Source organism: Streptococcus nasisuis (assembly GCF_040836615.1).
In the GTDB taxonomy this organism is placed as follows: domain Bacteria; phylum Bacillota; class Bacilli; order Lactobacillales; family Streptococcaceae; genus Streptococcus; species Streptococcus suis_V.
In genome coordinates, this window is sequence record NZ_CP162268.1 from 1,133,509 (window position 1) to 1,147,340 (window position 13,832).

15 protein-coding genes, 1 tRNA gene, 1 other RNA gene and 1 pseudogene are annotated in these 13,832 nt (G+C 41.0%); 13 read left to right on the forward strand and 5 right to left on the reverse strand.

Annotated features, from left to right (window positions below; genetic code table 11):
* The first annotated feature begins 119 nt into the window (after window positions 1-119).
* The 4 genes from AB1F57_RS05770 to AB1F57_RS05785 all read left to right on the forward strand — a co-directional run bounded on the left by AB1F57_RS05770 (window position 120) and on the right by AB1F57_RS05785 (window position 1,258).
* Window positions 120-305 carry a hypothetical protein gene (locus AB1F57_RS05770; RefSeq protein WP_167785862.1) on the forward strand — a complete coding sequence of 62 codons (186 nt, stop codon included), beginning with the start codon at window positions 120-122 and terminating at the stop codon, window positions 303-305.
* Window positions 286-585 (forward strand): IS66 family insertion sequence element accessory protein TnpB, encoded by a 300-nt coding sequence (gene tnpB / locus AB1F57_RS05775; RefSeq protein WP_170239137.1) that lies wholly within the window; start codon window positions 286-288, stop codon window positions 583-585. The genes AB1F57_RS05770 and tnpB overlap by 20 nt, the downstream gene beginning before the upstream one ends.
* Before the next feature lie 104 nt (window positions 586-689).
* Complete coding sequence (locus tag AB1F57_RS05780; RefSeq protein WP_105108462.1) at window positions 690-896, forward strand: hypothetical protein; 207 nt, start codon at window positions 690-692, stop codon at window positions 894-896.
* 170 nt (window positions 897-1,066) lie between these two features.
* Window positions 1,067-1,258, forward strand: a complete 192-nt coding sequence (locus tag AB1F57_RS05785) for a transposase domain-containing protein (protein WP_280921708.1) — start codon at window positions 1,067-1,069, stop codon at window positions 1,256-1,258.
* A 182-nt stretch (window positions 1,259-1,440) separates the two neighbouring features.
* On the opposite strand, the gene AB1F57_RS05790 is transcribed toward AB1F57_RS05785, so the two are convergent.
* On the reverse strand, window positions 1,441-2,322 hold the full coding sequence (locus AB1F57_RS05790; protein ID WP_170239136.1) for a hypothetical protein: 882 nt from the start codon (window positions 2,320-2,322) through the stop codon (window positions 1,441-1,443).
* 169 nt (window positions 2,323-2,491) lie between these two features.
* Between AB1F57_RS05790 and AB1F57_RS05795 the strand changes: the two genes are divergently transcribed.
* The 6 genes and pseudogenes from AB1F57_RS05795 to AB1F57_RS05820 all read left to right on the forward strand — a co-directional run bounded on the left by AB1F57_RS05795 (window position 2,492) and on the right by AB1F57_RS05820 (window position 7,394).
* Window positions 2,492-3,271, forward strand: a complete 780-nt coding sequence (locus AB1F57_RS05795; RefSeq protein WP_170239135.1) for a hypothetical protein — start codon at window positions 2,492-2,494, stop codon at window positions 3,269-3,271.
* Window positions 3,272-3,277: 6 nt separating this feature from the next.
* Window positions 3,278-4,087 carry a hypothetical protein gene (locus tag AB1F57_RS05800; RefSeq protein WP_170239134.1) on the forward strand — a complete coding sequence of 270 codons (810 nt, stop codon included), beginning with the start codon at window positions 3,278-3,280 and terminating at the stop codon, window positions 4,085-4,087.
* Window positions 4,084-5,001: a hypothetical protein gene (locus AB1F57_RS05805; protein WP_367986256.1), complete on the forward strand. Its 918-nt coding sequence runs from the start codon at window positions 4,084-4,086 to the stop codon at window positions 4,999-5,001. The genes AB1F57_RS05800 and AB1F57_RS05805 overlap by 4 nt, the downstream gene beginning before the upstream one ends.
* Before the next feature lie 61 nt (window positions 5,002-5,062).
* Window positions 5,063-5,904, forward strand: a pseudogene (locus AB1F57_RS05810) (IS3 family transposase); the annotation flags it as partial.
* A gap of 69 nt (window positions 5,905-5,973) precedes the next feature.
* Window positions 5,974-7,230 carry an ISL3 family transposase gene (locus AB1F57_RS05815; protein WP_167785830.1) on the forward strand — a complete coding sequence of 419 codons (1,257 nt, stop codon included), beginning with the start codon at window positions 5,974-5,976 and terminating at the stop codon, window positions 7,228-7,230.
* A complete protein-coding gene (locus tag AB1F57_RS05820) occupies window positions 7,224-7,394 on the forward strand; it encodes an IS3 family transposase (protein WP_367986257.1) in 171 nt (56 codons plus the stop codon). Before AB1F57_RS05815 ends, AB1F57_RS05820 begins: the two co-directional genes overlap by 7 nt.
* A 60-nt stretch (window positions 7,395-7,454) precedes the next feature.
* On the opposite strand, the gene AB1F57_RS05825 is transcribed toward AB1F57_RS05820, so the two are convergent.
* The gene (locus tag AB1F57_RS05825; RefSeq protein ID WP_167785245.1) at window positions 7,455-8,048 is read right to left on the reverse strand and encodes a TVP38/TMEM64 family protein; all 594 of its coding nucleotides are present in this window, start codon (window positions 8,046-8,048) and stop codon (window positions 7,455-7,457) included.
* Window positions 8,049-8,153: 105 nt separating this feature from the next.
* Between AB1F57_RS05825 and ssrA the strand changes: the two genes are divergently transcribed.
* Window positions 8,154-8,503: a transfer-messenger RNA gene (gene ssrA, locus AB1F57_RS05830) on the forward strand.
* Window positions 8,504-8,505: 2 nt separating this feature from the next.
* Window positions 8,506-8,593: transfer RNA gene (locus AB1F57_RS05835), tRNA-Ser, on the forward strand.
* 96 nt (window positions 8,594-8,689) lie between these two features.
* Here AB1F57_RS05835 and AB1F57_RS05840 read toward each other — a convergent pair.
* Genes AB1F57_RS05840 through AB1F57_RS05850 form a run of 3 tightly spaced genes read right to left on the reverse strand, consistent with a single transcriptional unit; the run spans window position 8,690 to window position 10,563 of the window.
* The gene (locus AB1F57_RS05840) at window positions 8,690-9,472 is read right to left on the reverse strand and encodes an ABC transporter permease (RefSeq protein WP_367986258.1); all 783 of its coding nucleotides are present in this window, start codon (window positions 9,470-9,472) and stop codon (window positions 8,690-8,692) included.
* A 16-nt stretch (window positions 9,473-9,488) separates the two neighbouring features.
* Window positions 9,489-10,196 carry an ABC transporter ATP-binding protein gene (locus tag AB1F57_RS05845; protein WP_167785247.1) on the reverse strand — a complete coding sequence of 236 codons (708 nt, stop codon included), beginning with the start codon at window positions 10,194-10,196 and terminating at the stop codon, window positions 9,489-9,491.
* Window positions 10,189-10,563 (reverse strand): GntR family transcriptional regulator, encoded by a 375-nt coding sequence (locus AB1F57_RS05850; RefSeq protein WP_367986260.1) that lies wholly within the window; start codon window positions 10,561-10,563, stop codon window positions 10,189-10,191. Before AB1F57_RS05850 ends, AB1F57_RS05845 begins: the two co-directional genes overlap by 8 nt.
* 149 nt (window positions 10,564-10,712) lie before the next feature.
* On the opposite strand from AB1F57_RS05850, the gene AB1F57_RS05855 reads away from it, so the two are divergent.
* Window positions 10,713-13,823: a DNA polymerase III subunit alpha gene (locus AB1F57_RS05855; RefSeq protein WP_367986261.1), complete on the forward strand. Its 3,111-nt coding sequence runs from the start codon at window positions 10,713-10,715 to the stop codon at window positions 13,821-13,823.
* Window positions 13,824-13,832 lie beyond the last annotated feature (9 nt).

The following is a 13,832-nucleotide window of genomic DNA, read 5'->3' on the forward strand; positions in this document are numbered from 1 at the left end:
AAAGAATTTTTCAAAATACTAAAAAACTTGGTTGATAGGTAAGCGCCCCATAACAAGGTACCTATCCAATCACTCATTCCTCCAGTATACTGTTATAAAAACAAACTGGAGGATTTTTTATGTCACAGCCCATCGTCCCATTGACTATTCCCAAATCTCGCTGCTTTGAAAAGAAAAGCAGAAACGATATTTTGATGAAAATTCGTTTCGGAAAAACGGAAGTCTCATTCTTCCAATCTATCAATCCTGAAGTAATGGAAACAATCTTGGATAAGGTACTGCATTATGACCATCCGACTCAGTGATTTAGGTCAAGTCTACTTGGTTTGCGGGAAAACGGATATGCGACAAGGGATTGATTCTCTCGCCTACCTTGTCAAAAGTCAATTCAATCTGGATCCCTTCTCCGGTCAGGTCTATCTCTTCTGCGGAGGTCGAAAAGACCGATTCAAGGTTCTTTACTGGGATGGACAGGGATTTTGGTTATTGTATAAACGTTTTGAAAATGGGAAATTGACCTGGCCAAGCAATGAAGAGGAGGTTAAAGTCCTCACTTCCGAGCAGGTGGACTGGCTCATGAAATGATTTTCTATCATCCCAAAAATAAATGTTTCAAAAAGTCGTGATTTCCATTGAAATCATGGCTTTTCTTTGTGTATAATGCGATAAAAAGAAGGAGGCTCAATCGTATGGATGAGTTATTGGCAATTATTAAACAACAGACCTCAACGATTGAACAACTTACCAACGAGTTGACCCTCCTTCGTGAGCAGGTTGAGTATCTGAGACAGAAACTCTACGGAAAATCATCAGAGAAGGTTGTCTATCAACCCGGTCAGCTAAGCTTGTTTGGGGAGGAAAGCCTGCCTGAAGAAGAAGCTGACTTACCCAGTTGAAACAGAGACCATCACCTATAAACGCAAGAAAACTAAAGGAGTTCGTCAGGGTTAAGGCTCTCGCTTAGTGTCACTTCTCAGAGTTCGTGTCAACATCTCAGCGCAGTGGTTGACACGAACTCTGAAAAGTGGTGCTAGGCTTTTTGCCCAGCCTCAGCCTGAGCCTAGAAATGAAAAAGCGAAGGTGGCTGTTTTCTCAGAGCTTTGAGGGAGCCAAGTCAACAGCTGTCATTCTGAGTCTTTTAGAAACAGCCAAGAGGCATGGCCTTGATGCAGATAAATATATGACCTATCTTCTAGAACACTTACCTAACGAGGAGACGCTCGAAAAAAAAGAAGTTCTAGAGGCTTATTTACCATAGGCTGAACATATTCAGGAAACATGCAAATAGAAAAACGTTCTAAAGTCAATCATCGACTTTGGAACGTTTTTCAATATACTTTGTTATTGGGCACCTACTAATGTTCGTAAAGTCATACTTGAGGGCTTTACAAAGTAATCGTATGATAATAAACTAGGCGAGACCTTTTTTTAGGGTATTGCTTATTTATTATTGTTCACCGTTTGGAGATGTTGAATATTTTCTTCTTTTCCCATCATTCTTAGACTAATCTCAAATTCATTCAACTGCCGTTCATTGAGTTTTCGTAAGGTTTCATCTAAATCAGCATCGAATTTTTCAAGTACAAGTCTTGATTGAGCCAAGCGTTCTTCTGCCGAGTAGAAATTTTTGGGATTCTCCTTGATTTTGAGATAGCCATCGAGAATATCGTTATAATGTTTCATATTAATTTCGTGGATGACTCTCAATTCTTCCGCATTTTCAAGATTCTTCAATTGTTCAAGAATTTCAATATGATCATTTTGGACATTCTGATAGGTAGTAGCTAATTCAGGTGCAATACTTAGAATTTTTTTCGTTTCTTCTGAAATGAAGGAAGAAGGAGCTATCAAATCAAGTAGTTTTAACTGCTTTAAAATTTTTTCCTCTTCTTGAATGGTTTGTTGGATAATCGCCGAAGAAATATCGGTATCCAACTGATATTTAAGTTCCGATGTTTCCTCTCTAATCATTGTTAACTGAGGTAACAACTCTTGGGCAAGAAGCGCATACTGACTATAATTTTTTGATGTTAAATAGTTGTTCAGTTGTTTCAATTCCTGCTCGATATGTGAAATGCTCTCCTTAAGATTTTGCAATCGAAGAGCTGTATTCTTTGTAGACCTGGCAGTGTTACGATGGATAAGAAAAAACGCACCATAAGCCAGGGCTGAAAGGACTAGTATAGGAAACAAAAAGTGAGTCTGGCCACTTAGGATGGAAATTCCACCGAGTAGACCGAGGCCAACAAATAGATTGTTATTTGTCTTAGTCTGTTTTGGATTGGTTTCGTGGTGGCGAATCGAGGGAAGTTTCTTAGCCATGGATTTTCCTTTCTAGAGGGTGTAGATATATTCCATTGTATCCTATAAACTATCCTTATGACAAGTGTTTTTTATTGAATATAAGTAATGATACAAGACTTGATTTCTTTAGGACCATAGTCTAACAATTGAAAATATGCTATAATAATGATAAGTGAAGGAGATTGGAATGTCTAAAGATAGAAAGAATGAAAATAATTTTCAGCATTTAGAAGGTGAACTTGGGAAATATCTAGAAAGAAAAGAGCTAGATGATAAGAAAAGTAAGTCCAGCTACTTGTTTTTGACGATTGGCTTTCTGGTCTTAGTAATTTGTGGATTTTTCTACAAGAGTATTGATACACCTGTAGAGACATATAAAGATTTAGCAAGTTATGTTGAAAGTATCAGGCGGGTAGAATCTAAACCATTTTCTTGGACCTTCGAGGAATTTGAAGCACTTGATGCACATCATTCGACAGTTTCAAAAACAAAAGTTGAGGAAGTTATCAAAAAATATGGGGCACCAACATCGCTTGAAACCTCTATCTACTCCAGTGAATATGCTTCACTGAGATTAATATACCAAGCAGAGCAACCATTTCGTCAGGTAGAATTGTTGTTTGTTGATTTTGGGGAGCAATTGACTTTAGCTACAAAATCTAGTAGTAATCTTTTCCCTGAACCCTATGAAAATATTGTTGGTGAGAATAGTCATGATTGGACGAGTCAGGAGTTTAATGACTTACGTGTTGGTGCAAGTAATGGTGAGGGTGGTATCTCACTTGATGAAGTACTTTCTACATATGGCCCCGTAGCTGCTGCAAATAGTTTCGGCAGTGTTGACTATTGGACTATCCAGATCCAGTATTTAAATGATGAAAAAGGTGATAACATTACACTTAGCTTTACAAAAGATGGGGAAGGGGAATACTATTTATCTCAAAAAACAGGAAATATTAGGGATTAGGAAAAAATGACAAAGAATACGAGATTTAAGAAAATAGAAGAAGAATTGGAGCGGGTTAGTAAGAATACGGTAGATCAGTCAGCCAGTAATCAGTGGATGAGATGGGTTGAAATTGGTCTACCGATAATATTGATTAGTGTAGCCATTCTCTATCTATTGATTGGGAAATTGACTGCAACAACTAACCAAGAAGATCTGGTTGAGGATCAGATTGTTGAATCTGTTTCACGAACGCATTCTTACCTAGATGAGATTGAAGGGGTAAAGCCAGCTGATACATTTGATTGGACTGTTAGGAAATATGATGATGTGAAGATTGCAGACGAGAAAGAGAGTTCCATGACCTTGTCAGAATTTACACATGAGTATGGGCAAGCGAATAGTTATGAAGAGTCTACCATGATCAGTGATGGTAGTTCAGTTGTTACAGCTACTTACCACAGTGAAGATTTTGGTCAATACGTTACTTTTTGGTTCAACATGTCAAATGGAGCTTATCGAATTTATCAAAAAAGTTTCTATAGTTTAGTGGATGAAAACTATCCAGAAGCTACGGATGAAAATTTTGTATTTAAGTGGGATCAAGCTGCAATCGACGAACTAGTTTTGGATCAAAGTCCTGAAGAGATTATAGAACAATTTGGATTGCCGACCTATGCTCGACAAAATGGGATGCAAGACTATCGTCAATTAGGGATGCTGTATCAGGAAGATAATGATCCAGAATCTACTATAAATTCCGTCCATTTAGTTTTTATGCAAAATGATCAAGGAGAATATAGATTAAAATCCAAGGAAGGAGTCTTTAGAGATTGAAGAACAAACAAAAAAGGAGTGTAAAACAGGATACCTATACCAAACTATCAGAAGCAGTGAAAGCAGAGTTTGAAAGAGAGTACCAAGAATCGCTCAAGAAAAAGCAGAAGGCTACTTATTATCTTTTGATAGCGTTCGTATTGTTGGTATTAGCAGGGTTAGTGTGGACTGCCCAACAACCTGCAAAAGAAGAAGTTGCCACCTATTCTCCAAGTTCTGAGAGTACGGATCTACAGTTATCATCAACGATTAGTCAAACTTGGACAGAAGCTAGTGACAAAGGCGTGACTGACTTTACGCGCGGATTGACTGCTACAAAAGAAGAATTTAGTTTTAATTGGACACTGAAAGACTATGATAGTTTGGTAATTGGGATGAAAGAGGATGCTACAGGGGACAGTTTGTCGGATATCATTGAGAAATATGGGAAACCTTCATCAGCTAGATTCGGTGAATATTCAGAAGAATACTTATTTTTAACTTATGCTCCTTCTGACTATGATATTTATGCAGATCGGCGATGGCTTGAATTAGCCTTCTATAAAAATGGTTCAGAATACTATTTATCAAGTAAGGATGTCTACAACTTACCAGACGAGCAATTCCCAACGAAGGAAGCAGATCCAAATACGAATTTGTGGACCAAAGAAGTGTTTCAGCAAGTTATCGTGGGAGATAGCAATACAGGACAAGGCGGGATGAGCTATGAAGAGGTGATTGCTTTGGGAGGTCTTCCATATGAAGCTTCTGTTTTTGCTTATGGTGGAGGTTTTTATTGGGAAGAAAAAAAAGAACTGCAAATTTTTTACAAAAATGGCTCGGGTTCAAAGCAATCATTCGTAGATTTTCGCTTTATTAAACAAAAAGATGGGATTTACAGAGTTTACGCAAAAAATGGAACCTTTTCAAATTAATTTACCCATAAAAAAATCTCATCTATCATCACATAATGATATACTCCCTATATAGTGGACAGTGAAAAAATAAAAATTTTCACTAGAAACTATAAGGGGAGTTTTATAATGTCCAAAAGAAGTCCAAAATCTGTATCTGATAAACTAGAGGCTTCTATCAGCCACTTGTGTCATCTCTTGAATGTGTCTCGCCCAAGCTATTACAAGTGGTTACAACATCAAGAAACAACTTCTGAACAGGAAAATTTAGGCTTGATGGATGTCATCAAGGACCTTCATAGCCAGCATAATGGTATTCTTGGTTATCGTCGTATGACGCTATTTGTCAATCGCAAACTTGGAACAAGCTACAACAAGAAACGGATTCGTCGCTTGATGCACATTCTAGGTATTCGCTCGATTATCAGAAGAGCCAATGGCTACTGTACCAAGACCAGCTTTGTCAATGTGGAGGAGAATATTCTCAATCGTGATTTTACAGCTACTGCTCCAAATCAGAAATGGTGTACAGATGTGACTTTCTTGAAGTATGGTCTCGGCTGTAAAGCCTATTTGAGTGCTATTAAGGATCTTTACGACGGCTCTATTATCGCTTATGTGGTTGGTCAGTTTAATGATAACGAATTGGTGTTAGAGACACTTCGTAAAGCACGGAAAGCTAACCCTGATGCGACGCCATTAATTCACAGCGACCGAGGTTCACAATATACTTCGAAAGATTATTATCGTCTAACGACTCAGTATCAGATGACACGCTCTATGTCTCGTGTTGGTAAGTGTATTGACAATGCACCAATTGAGAGTTTCTTTGGGCACTTTAAGACGGAGTGCAATGATTTGAAGAAATATAGGCTCTATAATTTCTGTAGTGGGTAAAACCACCGTGGAGATTATGGAGCTTTTTAAGTATATACAAAAAGTCCCATATGACCTATAATGAAAAGCAACCAAACTCACATTAGAAAGGCTCATATGGAACAACTAAATTTTATCACAAATTTTCTCAGAATTAAAGACAAAAATATCCTTATCACTGATGAATATGATATGGGAACTCACTTAGAACTACATGGTCACTTGGATTACACAGCCCCTAAATGTCCTTCTTGTAAGGGACAAATGGCTAAATACGATTTCCAAAAAGCCTCCAAAATCCCCTACCTAGAAACTGCTGGTTATCCACTCCTCATCCGCCTTAAAAAGCGTCGGTTCAAGTGTAAAGATTGCGGAAAAATGGCTGTCGCTGAAACTCCTCTTGTCAAGAAGAACCACCAAATCTCTGTCGCTGTTAACCAGAAAATCGCCCAGTTACTCATCGAAAATCAAGCAATGACACATATTGCACACAGGCTATCTATCTCAACATCATCAGTTAGTCGAAAGCTTAATGAGTTCAAGTTTGAAACAGATTGGAATATCTTACCTGAGGTGATGAGCTGGGATGAATATGGCTTTAAGAAGGGGAAGATGAGCTTTATCGCACAAGATTTCAACTCCCTAAACGTCATTACTATCCTTGACGGAAGAACTCAAGCAACCATCCGAAACCACTTTCTACGCTATCCTAGAAAGGTTAGAAACCGCGTTAAAGTCATCACTATGGACATGTATAGCCCATACTACCAATTGGCTAAACAGCTTTTTCCGCATGCCAAAATCGTCCTTGATCGCTTTCATATCGTACAACACCTTAGCCGTGCTATGAACCGTGTCCGTATTCAAATTATGAATCAATTCGACAGAAAATCGCACGAATACCGTGCTTTGAAACGCTACTGGAAATTGATACAACAAGATAGCCGTAAAATCAATGATAAACGATTTTATCGCCCTATGTTTCGCATGCATTTGACTAATAAGGAAATCCTAGAAAAACTACTGTCTTTTTCAGAGGAACTACGACAACACTATCAACTCTATCAATTTCTCTTGTTCCATTTCCAAGAGAAAAACTCAGATCATTTCTTCAGTCTCATCGAACAGGAAATAGCCACTGTTAATCCTATTTTCCAGACGGTATTTAAGACATTTCTAAAGGATAAAGACAAGGTTTTGAATGCCCTAGAATTGCCTTATTCCAACGCCAAACTGGAAGCTACCAATAATCTCATCAAAGTCATTAAGAGAAATGCCTTTGGTTTCAGGAACTTTGAAAACTTTAAAAAACGAATTTTGATTGCTTTGAACATAAAGAAAGAGAGAACGAAGTTCGTCCTCTCTAGGTGTTAGCTTTTCATCTACCCACTACAGTTGACAAAGAGCCGAAATATAAGGCTTTTGAGGAGCTAGTTTCAGATATTGATGCCTACATCTATTTTTACAATCACCAACGTTTTAAAGAACGCAACAACGGCCTTGCCCCTCTTGGAATGAGGAACAAGGCCGTCGCCTAATCTTTTATTATTTCATTGCCCACTTGACAGGGAGCTGTTCAAATGAGAACTAGGGTTGATTTATCCAAGAAGATGATTTAGCCATTGGCTGCCGTAAATCCAAAAATAACTATAGGCAACGATGGAAACCGGACGGCAGAGGAGGGTGATGAGAATGAATTTTCGGTAGCTCATACTGGTTAATCCTGTAATCATGACAACGATATCCGCAGGCGAAATGGGCGATAGCATACAGAGGATAAAGAATATCTCGTAACCGCGCTTGTTGTCAATCTTGCTTTCATATTTGTTGAAGGTTTCTTCAGACATAAAGAGCAGGCAGAATTTTTTGCCGTAGCGTCTGGCCAACCAGAAGAGGATAATACTGCCGACACAAATACCAATGTAATTGAGCAAAAATCCCCACCAAAAATCAAATACTAAAAAGCCAACAACAGTAGTAACGCCACCGGGAATAATAGGGAAAACAACCTGAATGATTTGTAGCAATAAAAAGGACAGACTACCCAGTGCCCCTTGACTCTTGATGAAGTGACTGAGGACATTTTGGTCATTTAGAATCCCGATTTTATAGAGCCAAAAGAGGAAAACAGCCGTTCCAATCAAGGTTAGAACGCTTAGGACCTGGATGGCTTTTTGAGAGAATTTGTACATGATATTACTTTACCATATTTCTAGAAAATTTGAAAATGAAATTAAGCGATTGCAGTCTTGCAATTTTTACTAAAATCTGTTATACTAACCAAGTATCAAACCTAAGGGGTTGTTACGGATTCGACAGGCATTATGAGGCTTGTTCTGCAACTCATCGGCAGATGTAAAAATGCCAGTTAAATATAACTGCAAAAAATACAAACACTTACGCATTAGCAGCTTAATAACCTGCCTGCGTGACCAATCGCAGAGTGCTTGCCTTTGTTGATTGGTCTTAAAATAGCAAGCTACGTTGATTTATTGCCTAGCTAAATCAAAAGAGTTTCATAGGCTCGTCAGCTGAAGAGTTGAGTTATGTCTCGTCAGTCTGATTAAAGTAAATGCATAACCTATGGTTGTAGACGAATAAGTTAGCAGGTGTTTGGACGTGGGTTCGACTCCCACCAGCTCCATATATGGAAGATTACTCAAGAGGCTCAAGAGGCCGTGTTGGAAACGCGGTAGGCGTGTAACAGCGTGCGTGGGTTCGAATCCCATGTCTTCCGTATAGAATGAAGGAACAGCAATGACTGTTCTTTTTCTTTTGCAAAATAAGGCTCTCTACTAGCTACAAAAGTAACTGGCAGAGAGCGTTTTTCTTCTTATTGCAGGTTCAATTTCTTGGTCATGATGTAATGGGTACCAAAGTAGTAGGCGAAGGCCAGAATGATATTGACCAAGGCCAAGATAGGATTTGGGTATAATGGTAGCGCGGCATTATAAAGGTTCTCTAGATAATTGGTAAAAACGAGAGTTCTAAACACACCAACTACAATTGAAATGCCAATATAGGTCAAAATGGCAAACAGTAGACGGTGATCTTTGAAAAGCTGTCCGACAGAGATGGAAAAGTAGATCAGCAAGATTCCCGTTATTGACTCAATCAGCATATAGAATAGATGTGCAAATATGACAGGCCAGTCTAATGCTTGTACAACTGTATGCAATTCAGGAATCATGAATTCCTCAGTTCCGAGCATGAGAACAGCTAAAATGATTCCGATTGAAAGAACAGTGGTAACTCCTGCCAAAAAGTACCAAACCAATGAAGCTACAAGTTTGCTGAGGATAATCTGATGGCTTGAAACTGGTAGGGTCATGGTTAAATAGCCCTGACGACCATAGACATTCTTTCTAAAACGATTGATGACCATGAAAAAAGTTGATAAGCCGAGGGCAGCAATCAGAATACCGAAGGTCATGAAGGATGTACCGAAAAGAACCATTTCAGCACCACCAGGTTCAGTACTTCCAGCTTGTGCCCGTAAGGTCAAAGCTTGTAACCAGAATCCAAGTATGGCAGATAGGACCAATGCCCCGACATAAATTCCTAAATACCATTTTCCAACGGATTGAAATTCATATTTGACTAATTTCTTAAACATAGCAATCTCCTTCTAACTAAGCCTTAAAGTCTTGACGGAAGAGTTGATCGATAGACTCACCCGTTTCAATCCGCAAATCGTCGACATTTCCTTGACGAATAACACTTCCATAATGAAGAAAGATGACCTCATCCAAAATTTGCTCTACATCTGAAATCAAGTGGGTAGAGATGATGACAGAAGAAGTAGGCGAATAGTTGTTGACAATGGTTGTGAGGATGTAGTCGCGGGCTGCAGGGTCTACACCACCGATTGGCTCATCCAAGACATAGAGCTGGGCCTGGCGGCTCATGACCAAAATCAACTGCACCTTTTCCTTGTTTCCTTTTGACAGGTGTTTCATGCGGGCGTTGAGGTCAATTCCCAGGTCCTGCAAGAGATGAATGGCCCGTTCCTTGTCAAAATCTGCGTAAAAATCTGTGAAGAATGTGAGGGCATCTGAAACCTTCATATGCTCGTCCAGATAGGTCGTATCTGGCAGATAGGACACGATAGCCTTGGTCTCTGGTGAAGGAGTGCGGCCGTTGATAAGGACTTGACCGTACTCAGGTTGCAATAGTCCATTGATGAGTTTGATTAACGTCGTCTTACCAGAACCATTTGGTCCTAAGAGACCGATGATTTTTCCAGTGCCTAATTTCAGGTTGACATTGTTGAGGGCAACAGCTCCGCCATAAGATTTTGAAACTTGTTGCAGTTCGACTAAAGTATATGGGTTATTCATAGCTAATTCCTTTCAAATAATCATCCAATCGTTCGGTCAATTCGTCCTGGCTAAAACCGAGGTCCAACATATTGTTGACAAAGTTTTCCAATTCCTTTTGCGCCAGGTGGAGGCGGGTCTGAGTAATCAGTTCCTGGTTGTCTGTCACATAGCGGCCTGTTGTGCGGACGGAGTAGACAAAACCTTCTGCCTCCAAGTCGGACAGGGCCCGCTGGACCGTGTTTGGGTTGACACCGGCAATTTCAGCCAGGTCTCGCACGGTTGGCAACTTATCTCCAGGTTTTAATTGATTGGCTACAATTTGTAATTTAATTGTATTGGTGATTTGGATATAGATGGGCATGTTGTTATCAAATTTCCAAGCCATAAGAGAATCCTTTCCGGGAGACAGGCTCCCTGTGTTCTTGTTATGATTACATAATACAATAATATTTTTTAGAATGCAAGCGAAAAGAGACGATATTTTGAAAAAAATTAGAAGGAATTTTTGATATAATATAGAAAAAGGAGGTAGCCATGCTAGCACAATTAGATACCAAAACCGTCTATACCTTTATGGATAGCATGGTCACCATTGACCGCTATGTCCAGCAGGCCAAAGAGCTGGGCTATCGGACCATTGGGATGATGGATAGGGATAATCTCTATGCAGCCTACAGTTTTATGGAAAGTTGTCAATTAGTTGGTCTACAGCCTGTCATTGGTTGTGAGTGCGACTGGGATTTGGCTGGCTATGAGCATCCAATTGCCACGAAATTAGTAGCCCTGTCTACGACAGGCTATCGCAATCTCCTTAAGATATCAACGGCCAAGATGCTGGGACAGGATGATTTTGAGAGCATTCGTCAGTATCTGCAAGATGTGGCCCTTATCCTGCCTTATTTTCCAGGAATTGACCGGTTAGACCTGGGGCTGGATTTTTATATCGGCGTGGGCCTGGAAACCCCTGTCCAAGAGTTTACACGACCTATCTTGCCTCTCTATCCCGTTCGTTTGTTTGACCGAGAGCAGGCTCAGGCCCTCCAGGTGCTGAGGGCAATTCGGGATAATGTCCAGCTCAACCAAGTCCCTGACTTGGAGCCAGGCCAGGTCCTTTTATCGGCAGATAGTCTGAAAGACTTGTTTAGCAGCCGCTTTCCACAGGCAGTGGTCAATCTGGAAAAACTGGTTCAAGGTATTTCCTATGATTTGGACAAAAGTCTCAAATTACCACGTTTCAACAGACAACGGTCGGCAGTAGAAGAACTCCGCGAGCAGGCTGAGGTAGGCTTGCGAGAAAAAGGCTTATTTGAGCCGGCTTATCAAGAGCGATTGGATAGGGAATTGGCTGTCATTCACAAGATGGGCTTTGATGACTATTTCCTTATCGTCTGGGACCTCTTGCGCTTCGGACGTAGCCAGGGCTACTATATGGGAATGGGACGGGGGTCTGCAGTAGGGAGCTTGGTGGCCTATGCTCTCAATATCACAGGCATTGACCCGGTCAAGCACAATCTGCTCTTCGAACGGTTTCTAAATGAAGAACGCTATTCCATGCCGGATATTGATATCGATATTCCGGATATTCATCGACCAGACTTTATCCACTATGTTCGTGACCGTTATGGCTCGACCCATGCTGCCCAAATTGTGACCTATTCGACCTTTGGGGCCAAGCAGGCTATAAGGGATGTTTTCAAACGCTTTGGCACGCCCGAATACGAGTTGACCAACATTACCCGCAAGATTTCTTTTAAAGACAGTCTTGCATCAGCCTATCAGCGCAATGCTTCCTTCCGCCAGCTCATCAACAGTAAAATAGAGTACCAGAAGGCCTTTGCTATTGCCCAGCAGATTGAAGGGCAGCCTCGCCAGACCTCTATCCACGCAGCCGGTGTCGTTATGAGTGATGAAGAGCTGACGGATACTATTCCCCTAAAAATGGGTGAGGACATGCTGATTACCCAGTATGATGCCCATGCTGTCGAGGCCAATGGTCTGTTGAAAATGGACTTCTTGGGCCTGCGTAACCTGACCTTTGTCCAAAAAATGGCCCAAGCTGTGGCTGATAAATATGGGAAAATTATTGATATTGCCGGTATTGACCTGGAAGATTCGCCCACCTTGGCGCTCTTTGCTGCTGGCAAAACCAAGGGGATCTTCCAGTTTGAACAACCGGGAGCTATCAATCTCCTCCAGAGGGTCAAGCCCAACCGATTTGAAGATGTGGTAGCCACAACCAGTCTCAACCGACCAGGTGCCAGCGACTATATCGATAATTTTGTCAAACGCAAGCAAGGTCAGGAAGAGATAGATTTGCTGGATTCGTCCATTGCAAACATTCTCCGACCAACCTATGGCATTATGCTTTACCAGGAGCAGGTCATGCAGATAGCCCAGGTTTATGCTGGGTTTACTCTGGGGAAAGCCGATTTGCTCCGTAGGGCCATGTCCAAGAAAAAGGCAGAGGAGATGCAGGCCATGGAGGCGGCTTTTCTGGCAGGAGCGCTAGCCAATGGACATGAGGAAACCAAGGCCAAGAAGATTTTTGCCATGATGGCCAAGTTTGCAGGTTATGGATTTAACCGCAGTCATGCCTACGCCTATTCGGCCCTGGCCTTCCAAATGGCCTATTTCAAGACCCATTATCCGGACATCTTCTTTGATGTCATGCTGAATTTCTCTAGCAGTACCTATATCACGGATGCCCTGCAATTTGACTTTCAGGTGGCTAGGTTGTCGATGAACACCATTCCCTACTATGACAAGTTCGACAAGTCCAAGATTTATCTAGGCTTGAAAAATATCAAGGGTCTGCCCAAGGATTTCTCCCTCTGGTTGATTGAAAACCGTCCCTACAAGTCGGTCGAAGATTTTATCTTGAAACTGCCTGCCCAGTATAAAAAGAAGGATTTGCTAACTCCACTCATTCACATCGGTTTATTTGATGAATTTGAGTCCAATCGCAAGAAGATAGTAGAAAATCTGGACAATCTCTTTGTCTTTGCAGATGCCTTTGGTAGCTTTTTTGCGGAGGAGACCTATAGCTGGCTCCAGTCGGACGACTTTAATGATATTGAAAAATACCAGCTGGAACAGGCCGTGCTAGGTATCGGTATCAGTCCTCATCCTCTGATTAAGCTCCGACAGGAGACCCAGCGACCTGTGACCGATTTAGGCGATTTGGTGGCTGGAAATCGAGTGAGCATACTGATACAAGTTCAGTCTATCCGCCGGATTCGGACCAAGAATTCGGGTCAGCCCATGGCCTTTCTACAAGTGACCGATATGAAAGATAAATCGGAAGTCACGGTCTTTACGGAACTCTACCAACAGACAGGGCAGTTCTTGAAGGAGGGAGATATCCTCTATGTAACTGGCAAGGTCCAGGAAAGGGAGGGACAGTTACAACTGGTGGCTGACAAGTTAGAAATAGTCAGTCTGGAAAAGCTGTGGATTTTACTGGAAAACCGGGAGCATGACCATGCAGTTGCTCGAATTTTAGCCAAATATAAGGGATCAATTCCTGTCGTTCTGCATTACCAAGACAGCAATCAGACCATTCAGGTAGACCAGTTTCAAGTGATGAAAACGCCTCAATTAGAGCAAGAGTTGGCTGAATTTGCTATGAAAACGGTTTTTCGTTGAAAAAGCGTA